Here is a 15,138-nt window from a genome sequence, read left to right on the forward strand (position 1 = left end):
AGCGAGCCGCTCGATCGGGTCAGAGCGAAAATGATTCGGGCGGAACGCCCATGCCTTCGAGCGTGATCGTTCCGTCCGAGATCTGGACGGTCGTCACGGAGCAGTTCGGCAGCAGTGCCTCTGGGCTGGCGCTCGGGACGAGCTGGCGAACCATGGTCGGAATCACTCCGCCATGGCTGACGACCGCGATGCGAGGCGTCCGTCCATTGCGAGCCTCCAAGGATTTCGACTCCCGCAGGATCTCCTGCAGGATCGACGAGATCCGCACCATCGCGATCTGCGCACGCTCGCTCGTGCCTGACTCGTCCACTTCGGCAATCGCGTCGAAGATGTCGTCGGTGTGGAGGCCTGCGGCGAGCTGCTGCATCGAGGAGAGCGAGTCGTCGACCTCAAGGCCACGAGACTCGATGAGTTTGCGGTAGATCTCGACCGCAGGGCGCTCCTCGTGCGCGCCGAAGTTCCATTCGCGAAGCGCCTCTCGGAACTCGACCGTCACCTCAGGGTGCGGCAGCGTCAGTCCGGCCGTCGTCGTCCGCGTGCGTGGGAGGTCGCTGGAGTACACGAAGTCGAGCTCGACGTCGTGGAACGCTCGGGAGAGTGCGTCGATCTGCTGCGCGCCGAGTTCGGTCACCGCGGAGTCCGACCAGCCCTGCAGCAGGTGCTGCGTATTGAATTTCGTTTCAGCGTGACGGATGAAGTGCAAGTGCAGATCAACGCCGCGTGCCGCCGCAACCACCGCTTCGTGGAGTTGCTCGTGCAGAGAGTTCGTCGTGCTCATCGCTTGGCCATCCTTTCCAGCATTGCGTTGTATTCGCTGAGGTCGGAGTCGCCGTCGCGGTCGGCCTTCCGGTCGAGTCGTTTTTGTTCCTTCGTGTCGGAACGCGACCACATGAATGCCGTGTAGATCGCGAGCGTGATCGTCGGGATCTCACCGATCGACCAGGTGATCCCGCCGCCGACCTGCTGGTCGGCGAGCGCATCGATGCCGTTGCCCATTGCGCCGAACCAGTCCGCGAGCATGAGGTTCTCGCTCATCATGATCGAGAGGCCGAAGAAGGCGTGACCGGCCATTGCCGCGAGCAACAGCAGGAGTCGGAACGGGTACGGCGGTCGCTTCGGACCCGGGTCGATCCCGATGATCGTCTGCACGAACAAGTACCCGCTGCCGACGAAGTGGACGACCATCCAGATGTGTCCGATGTGCTCGGTCGTGGCCCAGCGGAACATCGGCGTGTAGTAGAACACCCAAAGGCTTCCGATGAAGAGCGCGGCGGCAACGATCGGATGCGCGATGAACGACATCCACTTCGAGTGCACGATCCGCAGCAGCCACTCTCGTCCACCGAGCGTGCCGTCGCGACGACCGTTGATCGTGCGAAGAGCCAGTGTGATCGGTGCCCCCGGAACCAGCAAGACGGGGACCGCCATGCCGAGCAGCATGTGCACGAGCATGTGCAGCGAGAACTGGAACTCCTGGTACAGGTTCAGTGAGCCGTTCGTGCACCACCACAACAGCAGGATTCCCGAGAGCCAACTGATGAGGCGAACGACCGGCCAGGAATCCCCGCGCTTGCGGAGCCGCACGAATGCAGCGATGTAGAAGAACGCGAAGAGCGCGCAGATCGCGCTCCACAGCGGATCGATGCCCCACTCGGTGAAGAGGCGCGTGATGTCGAAGGGTGGTGGCAGATCTTTTCCGGTGAGAATCCGTGCGGCGGAGCTGCCTTCGCCGGCGATCTCTTCTACGACCGGCGTCCGTGTCTGCGCCAGCCCGGAGGCCAGCCCGATCGCCGTGGCCATGACCACGAGCTCCGCCAGGAAGAACCGCCCCTTGGAAAGCCCTCGCTCGAGCCTCGGCAGGAACTTCAGGCGCACCAGCGCACCGAATGCCCCGAGCGCGAGCAGCGCGAGCGATTTGGCGATCACGAGCACGCCGTACGGGGTCGTCAAGGCCTCGAAGGAGCCGACTCTGATCCAGGCGGAGATGAATCCCGAACCTGCCACCAGGAAGAAGCTCACGAGCGCGAGACTCGAATAGCGGCGAACTGCGTCGCCGAACTTCGGCGCCGTGAGTTTCATCTGCAGTGCGAGGTGGAACAGCCCGCCGAGCCAGATCGCTGCGAAGACGATGTGGATCCAGATGCCCGAAACCGCAATCGTGTGCGTTTCGGTGCCACCGCTGTGCCCGAGTTCGGCCAGCAGGGCGATCGGAGCGGCGGAGAACACGGTGAGCCAGGCGGCGCCCGTGGCGCTCCGAACGATGATGAGGAGTGCGGTGATGACTGCGAGCATCAGCGTCATGCCGAGCAGGATCCGTCCACGCTCGGTGTCCATGAAGAACAGGACGAGAGAGCCGCTGAAGCGCTCGTCGTAGGTGATCGGTGAGGTGTCGACGATGCGGTAGTTCAAGAATGCGTTCGCACCCGAAGCCACGGCCGCGACCCCAGCGCCAAACGTCGCACCGTCGAGCGTCGCGTTCCAGGCCTTGCTCTCTGGCACGAGCGAGTAACAGGCGAAGACGAGCCCGCCGAGCATCGCCGCGAATCCGAGTTGCTGGACGACCTTCGTGAGCGGGATGCCATACCGAACGACCGGCCCAGCGTCGCCGAAGGTGAGTGGCGCAGCTCCGCCACCGAATTCGAGCGCTGCAAGCAGGACGACGACGGCGACCGAGAGCACCATAAGCGGGGCGATCAGACGCAGTTTGGGCACTGAGTAAGCCTACGACCCTTCGCTATGACGGGGAAGATCGACGGGGATCCTTCGAAACAGCAGAAGGCCCCGCCGAAGCGGGGCCTTCTGCCAGGGAAACCGAAATTACTTGACGGCTGCCTTGAGCTTGCTACCAGCGGTCAACTTGACGCGGTGGCCAGCGGCGATCTTGATCTCTTCGCCAGTCTGTGGGTTGCGACCGGTGCGAGCAGCGGTTGCGGTGCGCTCTGCGGAGAGGAAGCCGGGGATCGATACCTTGTCACCCTTGGCAACGGCACCGGAGATTTCGTCGAACAGGCCATCGAGGACCTTGCTGACGTCAGCCTGGCTCAGGCCCTTAGCGCCTGCGATGTTTGCAACGAGGGTTGTCTTGTTAATGGTCTCAGCCATGATTAGTCCTCCTGGACGTGACATTCGGGGTTCCCGCCAGAGACGAGAACGATTGGTGGAAAACCCGCGGAATCCCGCGGTTAATCCACCATGACGGTACTCCAGGAGCCGCTGCGCATGTTGCGACACACCCCAGATTTCGCGGAAACTCACCGATTTTCGGGCAATTTGGACCTTTTTTCGTTGAAATCCCGGTGTTTTCGGGTTTGTATGCTCCTCGCGAAATTCCGGACGGCTTCGCTGTTTTCCGCCGGTTTCGGCCGAAAACGGGACTAGGAGCCGAGGTGCGTCTCGGTCGTCATTGCTCGGCGGAGCGCTCGACGTTCGGTCTCCCGCGTCGTCCTCGCCGCTCGCCTGCGAACGAAGAATCCGAGGAACATCTGGATGAGCGGGCCGATCCCGAACGCGAAGATCACGGTGCCGATGCCCACCGGGCCTCCGAGCAGCCACCCGATCAGCAGCACCGATCCTTCGATCATGGTGCGGACGAGCCACACGGGCCACCCGAGCTTTCGGACGAGCCCGGTCATCAAGCCATCGCGCGGGCCGGGCCCGAAGTTGGCCGCAACGTAGAGCCCTGTTGCGAAGGAGAGCAGCAGCATCGCAGCTGCGAACTCGACAATGCGAAGCACGAGGCCCTCGGGTTCGGGGAGCACCGTGAGCGTGATCCCTGCCACCGTGCCAACGCAGAGCGAGTTGAGCACGGAACCCAGGCCGACCCGTTGCCGCAGCGGAATCCACAGCAGCAGCACGACCCCCGAGAGCAGTACCGTCACGAGACCGTAGCCGAGCCCCGTCTGCGCGACGATCCCGAGACTGAGGACGTCCCAGGGCCCCACCCCGATATTCGCCCGCACGAAGAGCGCGAGCGCAATGCCGTAGAGGCTCAGCCCGAGCAGGAGCTCGACGAGACGTTCGCTCAGATCGCGGCCGCTTGCCGCGGTCACCGGGATGGTGATGTTCTTCAGGAGTTTCACTCTCTCAGTGTGGACTGCTGTGGTCCGCTGCAAGGAGTCCACTTGCGAGCAGGTGGACTGTACATTTGGGTCCACTTGTCGGCATGCTTGCACCATGACCTCACGACTCGGTCCGATGCTCGGCGATTGGGACTCCGGCACCGATCCCCTCAGCACCGCCCTCGCCGAGCGAATTCGACTCCTGATCCTCGACGGCAGAATTCCGGTCGGCGAACGCCTGCCCTCCGAGCGTGTGCTCGCGCTCGAACTCGGTCGAAGCAGGGCGACCATGACCCGCGCCTATGAGCGGCTCAGCGACGCCGGGTTCTTGGATCGACGGCAGGGTTCGGGGACGAGGGCGACACTCCCGATCGACGCTCCGACGAAGTTTTCGCAAGTCCGAGACGGCGCGATCGACTTCACCATGGCCGCAGTGCCGGCCGCACCCGGCTTTCACGCCGCGACGCTCCGCGCCCTCGACCGGCTCCCGACCCTCCTGCCCGGACCCGGATACTCGCTCCACGGAATTCCAGAGCTTCGCGCCGCCATCGCAGACCGGTACACCGAGCGAGGACTCGCCACCACCCCGGAGCAAATCGTCGTCACCAGCGGTGCGATGCACGCGATCACCCTCGTGGTCGCAGCCCTCGGCCGTCGCGGGAGCGCGCTCGTCGAGCAGCCGGCGTTCCCGCACGCGACCGCCGCACTGCGGCGGGCGGGGCATCGGCTCATTCCGAGTCCGGTCACGAGTGAAGGTTGGGACGTCGAGCACCTCACCCGCACGATCCACCGTGAACGACCTTCGATCGCCTACCTGATTCCCGATTTTCACAACCCCACCTCGGCCACGATGCCCGAGGAGGTACGCGCCGCGGTGACGCGAGCGACCCGCGCGACCGACACGCTCCTCATCGGAGACGAAACCTGTACCGAACTCGATATCGACCGTGGCTGGACCCCGCGCCCGCTCGCGGCCTACGGCGCTGCCGTACTCGTCGGATCGATGTCGAAGATCAGCTGGGGCGGCATGCGGATCGGCTGGATCCGAGCCAGCCGCGAACACGTGAGCAGGATCCTTGCGATTCGGCCGTCGATCGATCTCGGCACCTCCTCGCTCGAGCAGTGCGTCGCACTCGAACTCCTGTCCGACAGCAGCGCGCTCCGAGACAACATCAGAACTCGCCTCCGTCGTGGTCGAGACGCCGTCGCCGACGGAATCCCCGCGCTGCCTGGCGTGACGATGCCGAGCGTTCCTGGCGGGCTCGCGGCATGGATCGAATTGCCGTTCGCGGCATCCAGCAAGCTCTCACTCGCCGCTCGCGATCACGGACTCATCATTCCGAGCGGCCCGAGCTTCGGAATCGGCGGCGCATTCGAGCGTTTCACCCGGATCCCGATCTCGCTCGATCCAGAGGTGACGAGCGAAGGTCTCCGGCGACTTTCGAACGCCTGGCATGAGGTGATGGCGCACGACGGCATCGAGCGCGCACGCAAGGCACCGAGCGAGCCTCTCGCCGCCGTCGTGTAACGCCGAGAACCAGGCACTTGCATCTACGCTGATCCAATGAGCGATCCCCAAGCGAGCCAGCCCCTCCCGATTCACGCGCCGGGTGCGCAGGTTTCGCGATCACGCCACAAACGACTGTTCCTCCTCATCGCGCTCGCGCTCATGACCGCGGTCGTCGTGATCGGTGCGGTCCTTCGGAGGCTCGACGGCCCGTTCGGGGTCGACAACTTCTGGCAGTCCCTCGCGCAGTCGATCCGAACCCCGGAACTCCTCGCCTTCTCAGAGTTCGCCAACATCTACGGCGGTGGCCTTTGGGCTGTCGCGCTCGACATAGCCGTCGTGCTGATCGTGTGGGCAGCCTCCCGGCGTTGGCAAGCGGCGGTCTTCGTCGCAACGGCGGTTGCCGTGAGCTACCTCATCGTGAGCTTCTTGAAGCCGCTGTTCGATCGGGCCCGGCCTGAGGACGTGCTCGTCGCGACGCACGACGAGTCCTTCCCGTCTGGACACACCTCGAACATCGCCGTGCTCACGATCGCTGTGGCGATCGTGTTCGGTCGCTGGTGGCTCTGGATTCTGGCTGCGCTCGCAACGCTCGCGATGGCCTTCTCACGCACGCTCCTGAGCGCCCACTGGTTCAGTGACGTCGTTTCGGGCGCTGCCATCGGGGCAGGTGCGGCAGTCCTGTGCTGGGTGATCGTGCTGTGGTTCCGGCAGCGACGCGAGCAGCGCTCTGACCGCCTCCAGGAAGAATCGCGCTCGCTCGCAGAACAATAGGCTTGAACCGTGCTGTTCTCGATCCTGCCTGCGCTCCTTGTCCTGCTGTACGCCTGGAGAAGCGCGGTCAAGGACGCTCGGCGTCTCAGGAGCGGGTTCGCGCTCGTCATCGGTGCGCTCATGCTGTCCTCTGTCCTCCTCGAAGTGATTTTCAGCCTGCTCGATCCGATCAAGGTCCCGATGAAGACCGAGGTGTACTTCTTTATCGGCATGTTCGGGCTCATTCTGCTCACTGTCGTTTTTCTGATCGGCGCACTGCTCATCAACGGCATCGTCATGCTCCAAAGAGAGCGCCGATCTCTTGCGAACATGCTGTCGCTGCTGGTGGGGATCCTGCTCGCGGCGCTCCTGGTCCTTGCGGTCTTGACCGCGACGACCCAGAGCGTCACAGGCCTCTTCATCCTCTTCTTCGGCGGATTTCCAATCGTCCTTGTCGCGTTCTCATTCACGACGTTCCTGATCTGGTCGTGGGTGTATGCGCGGATCGCGCGGAAGCGAGCCAGCACCGCAGACGCCGTCATCGTGCTCGGTTCAGGATTGAAGGGAGACACGGTTCCGCCGCTCCTGGCCGGGCGAATCCGCCACGGAGTCAAGGTGTTGCAGCGGGCGCGCACCAGCAACCCCGTTGCACCGATCGTGTTCTCTGGCGGTAAGGGCAACGACGAAACTCGCGCCGAGGGCGTCGCAATGGAGGCCTACGCACGTGAGCAGTACCCCGATCTCGACGGCACGATCGTCGAGGACAAGTCTCGGACCACGGAACAGAACCTGAAGTTCACGCGGGTGATTCTCGAATCGCGCGGAGTCACCGGCAAGGTCGCCGTAGTCACGAGCGACTATCACGCCTTCCGAGCTGCGACTCTCATGCGGCGACTCGAGATCGACGGCGATGCCCTTGGGGCGCCGACCGCGGTCTACTACCGGCCGAGCGCTAGCCTGCGCGAGTTCCTCGCAGTTGCGCGCGACCACTTCGTGCTCTCCGCGGTGCTCTTCGGGCTTTCATTGGTGCCGGCCCTTGTCGCACTCTGGTTCACGGTCATGCGAATGATCGAGGGCACCTAACTGCCTCGATTGCACAAAAAAATACCCCCGGCGAACCGGGGGTATTTTTTTGGTGACGCGAGTTACCAGCTTGACTTGGTCACGCCTGGGAGCTCACCGCGGTGAGCCATGTCACGGAAGCGAACACGGCTGATGCCGAACGCTCCAACGTGCCCACGCGGACGACCGTCAACAGCGTCGCGCTTGCGGACGCGGACGGGCGATGCGTTGCGTGGCAGCTTCTGGAGGCCCAAGCGAGCCTCTTCGCGCTGTTCATCCGTCGAGTTTGGGTCAACGAGTGCCTTCTTGAGCGCAAGGCGCTGCTCGGCGTAGCGGGCGACAATAACCTTCCGCTGCTCATTCTTTGCGATCATGCTTTTCTTAGCCATTTATCGCTCCTCTCGGAATTCAACGTGCTGGCGGATGACCGGGTCGTACTTCTTCAAGACGAGACGGTCAGGGTTGTTGCGGCGGTTCTTGCGCGTGACGTAGGTGTACCCCGTGCCAGCGGTCGAACGCAGTTTGATGATTGGACGTACGTCCTGTGCCTTTGCCATTAAATCTTCCCTCCACGAGCGAGGATGTCTTTGACAACGGACTCAATGCCGCGAGCGTCAATGACCTTAATGCCCTTCGCCGAAACGTTGAGCGTGACGTTGCGGCGAAGCGACGGCACGTAATAGGTCTTCTTTTGCACGTTCGGGTCAAAGCGGCGCTTTGTCCGGCGGTGCGAGTGTGAAATGTTGTGACCGAAACCGGGAACGGCTCCTGTCACCTGGCAGACTGCTGCCATGGTTTCCTCCTTGATACCGTGAGGCGAACCCCACCCAAGATCACTTGCCTGCACACACCACTACCGCTGATTGCTCAAGGGGTGAATGTGTACCGTGCGGCAAAACGCCACACAAACGAAAAGAGTATCGCGCATTGCACCGAGGTGCAATGCGCGATTTCTCTTGATCGTGACGAGCGTGGCGTTACTGGAACTTCGGCGATCCGTCTGGGTTCGCCGGCAGTGGCTCACCGTTCGGGTAGCGAGGCCATGACTGCGCCGTGTATCCGCCCGGCCCGGGCTGGCCCGGACGAGCCTGACCCTGACCACCGAAGCCCGATGCGGCTTGCTGGCCCTGAAATCCGCCCTGAGGGTACTGGCCAGGGTTGTACTGACCGGGGTTGGGCTGGCCCGAACCGTATTGCGGGTTCGGCCAAGAGCCGGCAGGGTTCGGAACGACACCGTGTTCACCACCGGGGAACGGTACGGAACTGCGCTGTTGCTGTGGCAACAGCCCCTGCTCACGCGCGCGCTTCTCGGCGGCGGAGATCCGGTCGTTGCGCTCGTTCCAGACGAGGAGGACGACGACGGACACTGCGAGCGCCGTCACCACGATTGCCGCGATCGTGAACTGCCAGTAGAGCTGAGCTGGCTCGGTCTCGAACGCAGCCATCACGGCAGGAAGCGTGAGGGCAACACCGATCAGGCCGAAGAGCGCCGCCGTGATGCGACCGAGGATGCGGAGCATCGAAGTTGAGGAACGCTCACCGACGAGCGCGAGCCACCATGCGACGAGCGCGAGAATGCGAACGGTACCGATCACCCAGATGATCGAACCGAAGAACACGAAGGGCGAGTCCCAGCTGGTTGGCGTGATCCAGATGACGATCATCAAGACCGCGAGGAAATAGAGGTTTGCGACGACGCCGATGATGAGCGGAATGACGCTCTTGCGCGACAAGGCCATGTCGAGGGCCAAAAGCCCTGTGAAGGCACCGAACACGATGACAGTCGCGATGACTCGCGAAACCTTGCCCTCGAACTCACCGACGAAGATCAGTGCGATGGTCATAATCGCGAGAATGCCCAGCAGGATGATCGCTGCGAACAGCACTGGCGAGATTCCGGCGATCTTCCGGTTCACGAAGCGTTCCGCGGCCGAGTCCTTCGTGGACTTCGACTGCTCCGGACCGCCCTGTCGCCCGGGCGCGTACGCCTGCTGCGAGGCATTCTGCTGCGAGCGCCCCTGCTGCTCATCAGAGAACCCGAACTGAGCCTGTGCAGGAGCTCCTGAGTTCTGGCCCGGTTGGTACTGCGCTGGCTGCTGAGGCTGGCCAGGTTGCTGGTGAGCCGCGAATTGCGGTTGGTTCGAGTCTGTCATGGTGGTCCTTTCAGATCGGCCCTCCCACCATTGTCACTGCAAGGGCGAGAAATCAGGCCGAGATTCAAGAGACTCACACAAACTGTTCAGGAACCTCCCACTGTGAGGAATGCCGCAAAGCAACCGTTACGCCGCGGCCGCGGCCTTTGCGGAACACTCGTCGCAGAGCCCGAACACGTCGACGATGTGGCTCGGCGCGGTGAAGCCGTGATGTGTCGCGACCTTCCGTGCCCAGTCCTCGACCTCATTGGCTTCGATCTCGACGGTCTTCCCGCAACGTCGACAGATCAGGTGGTGGTGGTGCCCCTGCGTGCACGCCCGGTACAGGCTTTCGCCCTCCGACTGCAACGAATCTGCGTCGCCCGCTTCAGCAAGCGAGCCGAGTGTCCGGTACACGGTCGCAAGACCGATCGGGGAACCCTGCTCGCGCATGGCCTGGTGCAGGGTCTGCGCGCTCACGAAACCGTCGTTCGAGCTCAGTGCCTCTCGCACTGCCTCGCGCTGCCACGTGTTTCGCTTCATGATGCCTTCAAACCTAGCCGGTGCCCTCGTCGGATCACAGTCGCAAGCAAGAAGATCGCGGTCGCGACGAGCACGATCGTTCCGCCCGCGCTCGTTCCGAGCGTGCGAGAAAGCAACAGTCCGGCGACTCCCGAGCAGATGCCGAGGAGCGGGGCGATCACGAACATTCCGCGGACATTGCCGGTCAGGAGCCTGGCGGCGGCGGCTGGCGCGACGATGAGCGCAACCCCGAGGATCGCGCCGACGACGGGCATGATGCAGACGACCGTCGCCGCGATCAGCAAGAGCGTCAAGGCCTCCGACATGCCGAGGCGAAGCCCGAAGGCGCGGAAACCGGAAGCGTCGAAGCTTGAGAAGACGAGTTGTCGCCCGAACACGATGAGGACGACCGCGACGAGCACGAGCATGGATGCGGTCAGGGCGAGGTGCCCGTTGTTGACGGAGAGCACTGAACCGATCAGGAACGACTCGACATCGATGGGCACGACCACGATCGATTGCACAAAGGTGCCGAGCGCGAATCCGAACGTCAGCACGATCCCGCTCGCAACCGCCGAGCCCTGCGTGCGATTCCGCCCGACGAGCATCATGACGCCGATGAGCACCACGGCGGCGAGGGCTGCGCCGATCGGGACCGCTATCCCGAGGAGCGCGGCGATGACCGCGCCGGGGAAGGTCGCGTGCGTCAACGCCATGGTGAAGAAGGCGCGCTGACGAATGACGACGAGCACTCCCACGAGGCCTGCGAGCGCGCCGGCGAGCACCACCTCGATGAGCGCGCGCGTGAAGTAGTCAAATGTCAGGAGCGATTCCATGGTCACGCACTCCGCACTTTCCGGCGTGCAGCGATGAGACTGTGCGCGAGAAATACGAGCGCGTACGCGGTGATCATGACGAGCACCACGGTCGCCCCGGGGAAGCGTTCACACCCTGCGAGACGGAAAGCCAAAAGCTCGTTGAGAGCCCGAACCATGAGGCAAGCGCAACGAAGACGCCCGAAACGAGGGCGATGATCCCGATTCGCGCACTCACGAGCCTCGCGGTTGCGGCAGGGACGACGAGCAGGGCGAGGACGAGCAAGGTGCCGATTGCGGCAGAGGCGGCGACAACGAGGAGTGCGATTGCGATCGTCAGAGTGAGGTCGCTCGAGAGCGTGCGGATCCCGCTTGCGCGAGCCCCTCGCTCATCGAACGCGCGGAACACCTGCACCCGCCAGGTCACGAGCGCAAGCACGACCGAGACCGCGACCACTGCGATCGACTGCCACACCATCGTTTGCGTCACGGTGAGCAACCGGCCGAAGAAGAACTCCTGCAACTGACCCATCGCACCGGACTGCGTCGAAACGATGACGATGCCGAGCGCGAAGAAGCTCGTCAGGATGATTGCGACGCCGGTTTCACTCCCCGTGCCCCTGCGAGCGACATAGGTGAACACCACTGCCGAGAGCACCGCCGCGACCAGGGCACCGAGCATGATCCCACCAGTTCCACCCGCGAGAAAGCCGATGACGATCCCCGGAAACACCGTGTGCGTGAGCCCGTCGCCGATGAACTCGAATCGTCGAAGATTCACCAGCACACCGACGGTTGCGGCTGCGAGCGACAGCGTCACCATCACAAGCAGGGCTCGAGCGAGAAACGGGAGTTGAAACGGCTCGAAAAAGAACTCGATCATTCGCGATCTGGGTTTCCGCGCTCGACGACGGACTCCTGCTCGTCAGCGCGCCAGGACCTGGCACCGCCTGTTTTCGCCCGATTGTGCGAATGGCTGTGCTCGGAGGTTGCAAGGGTGTGCCCGTCGATCTCGACCGCGTGATCCTGAAACGTTTCGGTCACCTGCTCGAGCGTGAGCACGGTCTCCGTGGCATCGAATGCGATCTGCGTGCCGTTCACGAGCAGCACCCGATCACAGACCGCGCGCGGGAGCTCGAGGTCGTGCGTCGTGATGATGAAGCTGACACCTTCGGCCTGCAATGCAGCGATGAGCACTTGCAGACTGGCCCGGCTTTCGGCGTCGAGTCCGTTGAACGGCTCATCGAGCAACAGCAACTTCGGTTCGGCAACGAGCGCTCTTGCGAGCATCCCACGCTGGCGTTGCCCACCGGAGAGCTCGCCGAATGTTGTGGAGCGGAGCGAGGAGAGACCGACGCGTTCGATCGCAGCACGCACGCGCTCACGATCCGCGCGGCGGGAGAACCCGAATGGTCGTGCTGCGATCCGGCCCATGGCAACGACCTGCTCGAGCGTGACCGGGAAGTCGGGGTCGATGTGGTTGGACTGCGCCAGGAGGCCGACGCTCCCCGGGGCGGGCTTGAACTGCGTTCGACCAAGGAGCTCGAAGGAGTCGGCCTGCATGGTGACGGTGCCGAGGAGTCCGTGCAACAGGGTCGATTTTCCCGCGCCGTTCGGGCCGATGAGGCCAACGGCTTCGCCCTCACGGACATCGAAGGTGATGTTCGAGAGGGCGATTTTGCCTGAGTCGTATGAGAACTTGGCGTTCTCGACTCGAAGGATCGTGTTCGTGGGGTTACTCCAGTTCGCTTGGAACGCTCGGAGCTTCATAGCCCCACGCCTGAATCATGGTCCGCACATTGTGAATGACACTTCCAATGTACGTGGCTCCGGCGCTGCCTTCGGGACCGAGCGAGTCTGAGTACAGTGCGTCTTCTCCAGAAAAGACTGCAACGCCGGCCTCGGTTGCGATGGTTTCTGCGACCTGTGGGTTGATGCTGGTTTCACTGAAGACGGCCTTCACGCCGCTGTCTTTGATCTTCGCGACGAGCTCGTCGATCTGCGCCGCGCTGACTTCGGCGTTGTCATCGAAGCTTGGCATAATGCTGCCGACGACCGTGATGTGCTGGGTCTCCGCCAGGTATCCAAAGGTGTGGTGGTTCGTGACGAGAAGCCGCTCGTCCTCGGGAACGACAGAGAAGGCTTCGGTGGTCCAGGCGTCAAGCGCTTCGAGTTGGGCAAGGTAGTCGTCGGCGTTCGAACGGAAGGTCTGCGCGCTGTCTCCACCGAGCTCGACGAGGCCATCGGCGATCGTCTCGACCATGTGGATGGCGTTGTGCGGATCGCTCCAGAGGTGCGGGTCTACGCCGCCGTGGTCGTGGTCGTGGTCGCCGTGCGAGTGCTCGTTCTCCGCGTGCTCATCGTGCGAGTGCTCGTCCTCCGCATGCCCGTCTTCCGCATGCCCGTTTTCCGCATGCCCGTCTTCCGCGTGCTCGTCTTCCGCATGCTCGTCGTGCGAGTGCTCGTCCTCCGCGTGCTCGTGATCGTGATCGCTCTCGTGGACGTGCGCGCCCGTGCTCGCGTCGATGATCGTGCCATCGAAGCCGCTTGCGTCGATCGCGCTCTCGAGCCACTCTTCGAGCCCTGCGCCGTTCTGGACCAGTACGTCTGCGTTGCCGAGCGCGAGGAGGTCGCTCGCGCTGGGGTCAAAACTGTGTGCGGAGAAGCCGACCTTCAAGAGCTGGGTCACCGAAGCATCGTCACCAACGATGTTGTTGACGAAGTCACCGATCTGCGTGGTCGTCGCCACGACCTGCAGCCCCTCACCACCGCTGCCCTCCCCTGCGGTGTCGCCGGTGGCAGAGCAGCCCGCGAGCGCGAGCGTTGCCACAGCAAGAATTGGGAGAGATCGACGAAGCCGCACGATGAACGTTCCTTTCACACAACGCCGTTGCGGCGCCGTGCAACATTAAACGAAATCGAGAATCATTGTCAATTGAATGGCGATGCAAGGGGCTCGTCGAACCTGAGGAGACCGACGATCTCCCCGACCTAATCGAGCAGGAGCGCAGGCTCTTCGAGGATCGACGCGACGTCTGCGACGAAGCGGCTGATGATGTCACCATCGATCACGCGGTGATCGAACGAACCACCGACGGTCGTCACGAATCGCGGCCGAACTTCGCCATCGACCACCCAGGGCTTCTGCTTGATCGTGCCGAGTGCCATGATTCCCACTTCACCCGGGTTCAGGATCGGCGTTGCCGAGTCCATTCCGAAGACCCCGATGTTCGAAATGGTGATGGTGCCGTTCGCCATCTCCGCGGGCTGCGTCCGGCCTGCGCGTGCGGTCGTCGTCAAGTGCTCGAGCGCCTTGGCAAGCTCCAGCAAGGTCAGATCTTGAGCGTCCTTGATGTTCGGCACGACGAGGCCGCGAGGTGTTGCCGCAGCGATACCGAGGTTGACGTAATGGTGCACGACGATCTCATCGCCCGAGAAGGTCGAATTGACCATCGGGTTGCGTCGAATCGCCCAGATGATCGCCTTCGCCATCACCAGGAGTGGCGAGACCTTGACGCCCGCGAAATCGGTTGAGGATTTCAGGTGCTTCACGAACTCCATCGTGCGCGTCGCATCGACGTCGACGAAGACACTGACGTGCGGGGCGCTGAACGCGGAATCGACCATGCCGTCCGCGATGACCTTCCGAATGCCCTTGACCGGGATCCGTTCCTCGCGCTCCTCCGACCAGGCCGGCGTCGTGATGTTTCGGAACACGCTCGCCTGCTGCGCGTGCGAGATCACGTCTTCGCGGGTTACTTCGCCGGCAAGACCGGTCGCCGTCACCTGCGAAAGGTCGACATCGAGGTCTTTTGCGAGTTTACGGATCGGCGGCTTCGCCACCACCGGGCTCGCGCTTGCAGCAGGAACGGTCGAAGGCTTCGTGGGTGCAGGAGCCGGCCCCGCGTCGCGAACCGTGGTCGGCTTCCGGCGACGGGTCGCAGCAGCATCGCGCACGCCGTATCCGACGAGCACGGCACCCGACTCGGTCTCGTTCTTCGAAATACTCGCGTTCGCGTCGCTCACGGTGTCGGCAACCTCGCCGTTGTCGCTCGACCCGGAGATACGAATGATTGGTGATCCGACCGCGACCGTTTGCCCAGAATCCACGAGGAGTTCTTCAACGGTTCCCGCAAACGGGCTCGGCAGTTCGACGAGCGATTTCGCGGTCTCGATTTCGACGACGACCTGGTTGATCGTCACGGAGTCGCCCGGCTTGACCTTCCACGCCACGATCTCGGCCTCAGTGAGACCCTCGCCAACGTCTGGCAGTTCAAATTCCTGCATCG

General features: G+C 63.2%; 17 protein-coding genes. 3 read left to right on the forward strand and 14 right to left on the reverse strand.

From position 1 onward, the window contains the following. Nucleotides 1-19 precede the first annotated feature (19 nt). From U2H20_RS08055 to U2H20_RS08070, 4 genes are all read right to left on the reverse strand, one after another. Complete coding sequence (locus U2H20_RS08055) at nucleotides 20-778, reverse strand: histidine phosphatase family protein (RefSeq protein WP_430591777.1); 759 nt, start codon at nucleotides 776-778, stop codon at nucleotides 20-22. Then, nucleotides 775-2,712 carry a cytochrome c oxidase assembly protein gene (locus tag U2H20_RS08060; protein WP_430591778.1) on the reverse strand — a complete coding sequence of 646 codons (1,938 nt, stop codon included), beginning with the start codon at nucleotides 2,710-2,712 and terminating at the stop codon, nucleotides 775-777. Before U2H20_RS08060 ends, U2H20_RS08055 begins: the two co-directional genes overlap by 4 nt. Before the next feature lie 105 nt (nucleotides 2,713-2,817). Beyond that, nucleotides 2,818-3,102 carry an HU family DNA-binding protein gene (locus tag U2H20_RS08065; protein WP_430591779.1) on the reverse strand — a complete coding sequence of 95 codons (285 nt, stop codon included), beginning with the start codon at nucleotides 3,100-3,102 and terminating at the stop codon, nucleotides 2,818-2,820. A 272-nt stretch (nucleotides 3,103-3,374) separates the two neighbouring features. Beyond that, nucleotides 3,375-4,079 carry a YczE/YyaS/YitT family protein gene (locus U2H20_RS08070; RefSeq protein ID WP_430591780.1) on the reverse strand — a complete coding sequence of 235 codons (705 nt, stop codon included), beginning with the start codon at nucleotides 4,077-4,079 and terminating at the stop codon, nucleotides 3,375-3,377. 94 nt (nucleotides 4,080-4,173) lie between these two features. On the opposite strand from U2H20_RS08070, the gene U2H20_RS08075 reads away from it, so the two are divergent. The 3 genes from U2H20_RS08075 to U2H20_RS08085 are packed head-to-tail and all read left to right on the forward strand — an operon-like array spanning nucleotide 4,174 to nucleotide 7,401. Next, nucleotides 4,174-5,586, forward strand: coding sequence for a PLP-dependent aminotransferase family protein (locus U2H20_RS08075; protein ID WP_430591781.1), 1,413 nt, complete (start codon nucleotides 4,174-4,176; stop codon nucleotides 5,584-5,586). Nucleotides 5,587-5,622: 36 nt separating this feature from the next. Next, nucleotides 5,623-6,339, forward strand: coding sequence for a phosphatase PAP2 family protein (locus tag U2H20_RS08080; RefSeq protein WP_430591782.1), 717 nt, complete (start codon nucleotides 5,623-5,625; stop codon nucleotides 6,337-6,339). A 9-nt stretch (nucleotides 6,340-6,348) separates the two neighbouring features. After that, a complete protein-coding gene (locus U2H20_RS08085) occupies nucleotides 6,349-7,401 on the forward strand; it encodes a YdcF family protein (protein ID WP_430591783.1) in 1,053 nt (350 codons plus the stop codon). 62 nt (nucleotides 7,402-7,463) lie between these two features. Here the strand turns inward: U2H20_RS08085 and rpsN are convergent, their stop codons facing one another. From rpsN to U2H20_RS08135, 10 genes are all read right to left on the reverse strand, one after another. Next, entirely contained in the window at nucleotides 7,464-7,769 is a 306-nt protein-coding gene (rpsN, locus tag U2H20_RS08090; RefSeq protein ID WP_430591784.1) for a 30S ribosomal protein S14, read from the reverse strand. Further along, nucleotides 7,770-7,937, reverse strand: a complete 168-nt coding sequence (gene rpmG / locus U2H20_RS08095) for a 50S ribosomal protein L33 (protein ID WP_141881247.1) — start codon at nucleotides 7,935-7,937, stop codon at nucleotides 7,770-7,772. Next, complete coding sequence (gene rpmB / locus U2H20_RS08100; RefSeq protein ID WP_430591785.1) at nucleotides 7,937-8,173, reverse strand: 50S ribosomal protein L28; 237 nt, start codon at nucleotides 8,171-8,173, stop codon at nucleotides 7,937-7,939. The genes rpmG and rpmB overlap by 1 nt, the downstream gene beginning before the upstream one ends. Nucleotides 8,174-8,357: 184 nt before the next feature. After that, on the reverse strand, nucleotides 8,358-9,533 hold the full coding sequence (locus tag U2H20_RS08105) for a hypothetical protein (protein WP_430591786.1): 1,176 nt from the start codon (nucleotides 9,531-9,533) through the stop codon (nucleotides 8,358-8,360). A gap of 126 nt (nucleotides 9,534-9,659) precedes the next feature. Continuing rightward, nucleotides 9,660-10,055 (reverse strand): Fur family transcriptional regulator, encoded by a 396-nt coding sequence (locus tag U2H20_RS08110; RefSeq protein WP_430591787.1) that lies wholly within the window; start codon nucleotides 10,053-10,055, stop codon nucleotides 9,660-9,662. After that, nucleotides 10,052-10,870: a metal ABC transporter permease gene (locus U2H20_RS08115; protein ID WP_430593616.1), complete on the reverse strand. Its 819-nt coding sequence runs from the start codon at nucleotides 10,868-10,870 to the stop codon at nucleotides 10,052-10,054. Before U2H20_RS08115 ends, U2H20_RS08110 begins: the two co-directional genes overlap by 4 nt. 73 nt (nucleotides 10,871-10,943) lie before the next feature. Continuing rightward, a complete protein-coding gene (locus tag U2H20_RS08120) occupies nucleotides 10,944-11,732 on the reverse strand; it encodes a metal ABC transporter permease (protein ID WP_430591788.1) in 789 nt (262 codons plus the stop codon). After that, nucleotides 11,729-12,619 (reverse strand): metal ABC transporter ATP-binding protein, encoded by an 891-nt coding sequence (locus U2H20_RS08125; protein ID WP_430591789.1) that lies wholly within the window; start codon nucleotides 12,617-12,619, stop codon nucleotides 11,729-11,731. The genes U2H20_RS08120 and U2H20_RS08125 overlap by 4 nt, the downstream gene beginning before the upstream one ends. Then, nucleotides 12,585-13,679, reverse strand: a complete 1,095-nt coding sequence (locus tag U2H20_RS08130; protein ID WP_430591790.1) for a metal ABC transporter solute-binding protein, Zn/Mn family — start codon at nucleotides 13,677-13,679, stop codon at nucleotides 12,585-12,587. Before U2H20_RS08130 ends, U2H20_RS08125 begins: the two co-directional genes overlap by 35 nt. A gap of 161 nt (nucleotides 13,680-13,840) precedes the next feature. After that, complete coding sequence (locus U2H20_RS08135) at nucleotides 13,841-15,136, reverse strand: dihydrolipoamide acetyltransferase family protein (protein ID WP_430591791.1); 1,296 nt, start codon at nucleotides 15,134-15,136, stop codon at nucleotides 13,841-13,843. Nucleotides 15,137-15,138 lie beyond the last annotated feature (2 nt).

Source organism: Humidisolicoccus flavus (assembly GCF_045689595.1).
Lineage (GTDB): Bacteria > Actinomycetota > Actinomycetes > Actinomycetales > Microbacteriaceae > Humidisolicoccus > Humidisolicoccus flavus.

Coding starts and splice junctions, on each gene's coding strand:
- rpmB (WP_430591785.1), bottom strand. CDS start 8,173: ATGGCAGCAGTCTGCCAGGTGACAGGAGCCGTTCCCGGTTTCGGTCAC.
- U2H20_RS08105 (WP_430591786.1), bottom strand. CDS start 9,533: ATGACAGACTCGAACCAACCGCAATTCGCGGCTCACCAGCAACCTGGC.
- rpsN (WP_430591784.1), bottom strand. CDS start 7,769: ATGGCTAAGAAAAGCATGATCGCAAAGAATGAGCAGCGGAAGGTTATT.
- U2H20_RS08075 (WP_430591781.1), top strand. CDS start 4,174: ATGACCTCACGACTCGGTCCGATGCTCGGCGATTGGGACTCCGGCACC.
- U2H20_RS08065 (WP_430591779.1), bottom strand. CDS start 3,102: ATGGCTGAGACCATTAACAAGACAACCCTCGTTGCAAACATCGCAGGC.
- U2H20_RS08125 (WP_430591789.1), bottom strand. CDS start 12,619: ATGAAGCTCCGAGCGTTCCAAGCGAACTGGAGTAACCCCACGAACACG.
- U2H20_RS08080 (WP_430591782.1), top strand. CDS start 5,623: ATGAGCGATCCCCAAGCGAGCCAGCCCCTCCCGATTCACGCGCCGGGT.
- U2H20_RS08110 (WP_430591787.1), bottom strand. CDS start 10,055: ATGAAGCGAAACACGTGGCAGCGCGAGGCAGTGCGAGAGGCACTGAGC.
- U2H20_RS08115 (WP_430593616.1), bottom strand. CDS start 10,870: ATGGAATCGCTCCTGACATTTGACTACTTCACGCGCGCGCTCATCGAG.
- rpmG (WP_141881247.1), bottom strand. CDS start 7,937: ATGGCAAAGGCACAGGACGTACGTCCAATCATCAAACTGCGTTCGACC.
- U2H20_RS08135 (WP_430591791.1), bottom strand. CDS start 15,136: ATGCAGGAATTTGAACTGCCAGACGTTGGCGAGGGTCTCACTGAGGCC.
- U2H20_RS08120 (WP_430591788.1), bottom strand. CDS start 11,732: ATGATCGAGTTCTTTTTCGAGCCGTTTCAACTCCCGTTTCTCGCTCGA.
- U2H20_RS08055 (WP_430591777.1), bottom strand. CDS start 778: ATGAGCACGACGAACTCTCTGCACGAGCAACTCCACGAAGCGGTGGTT.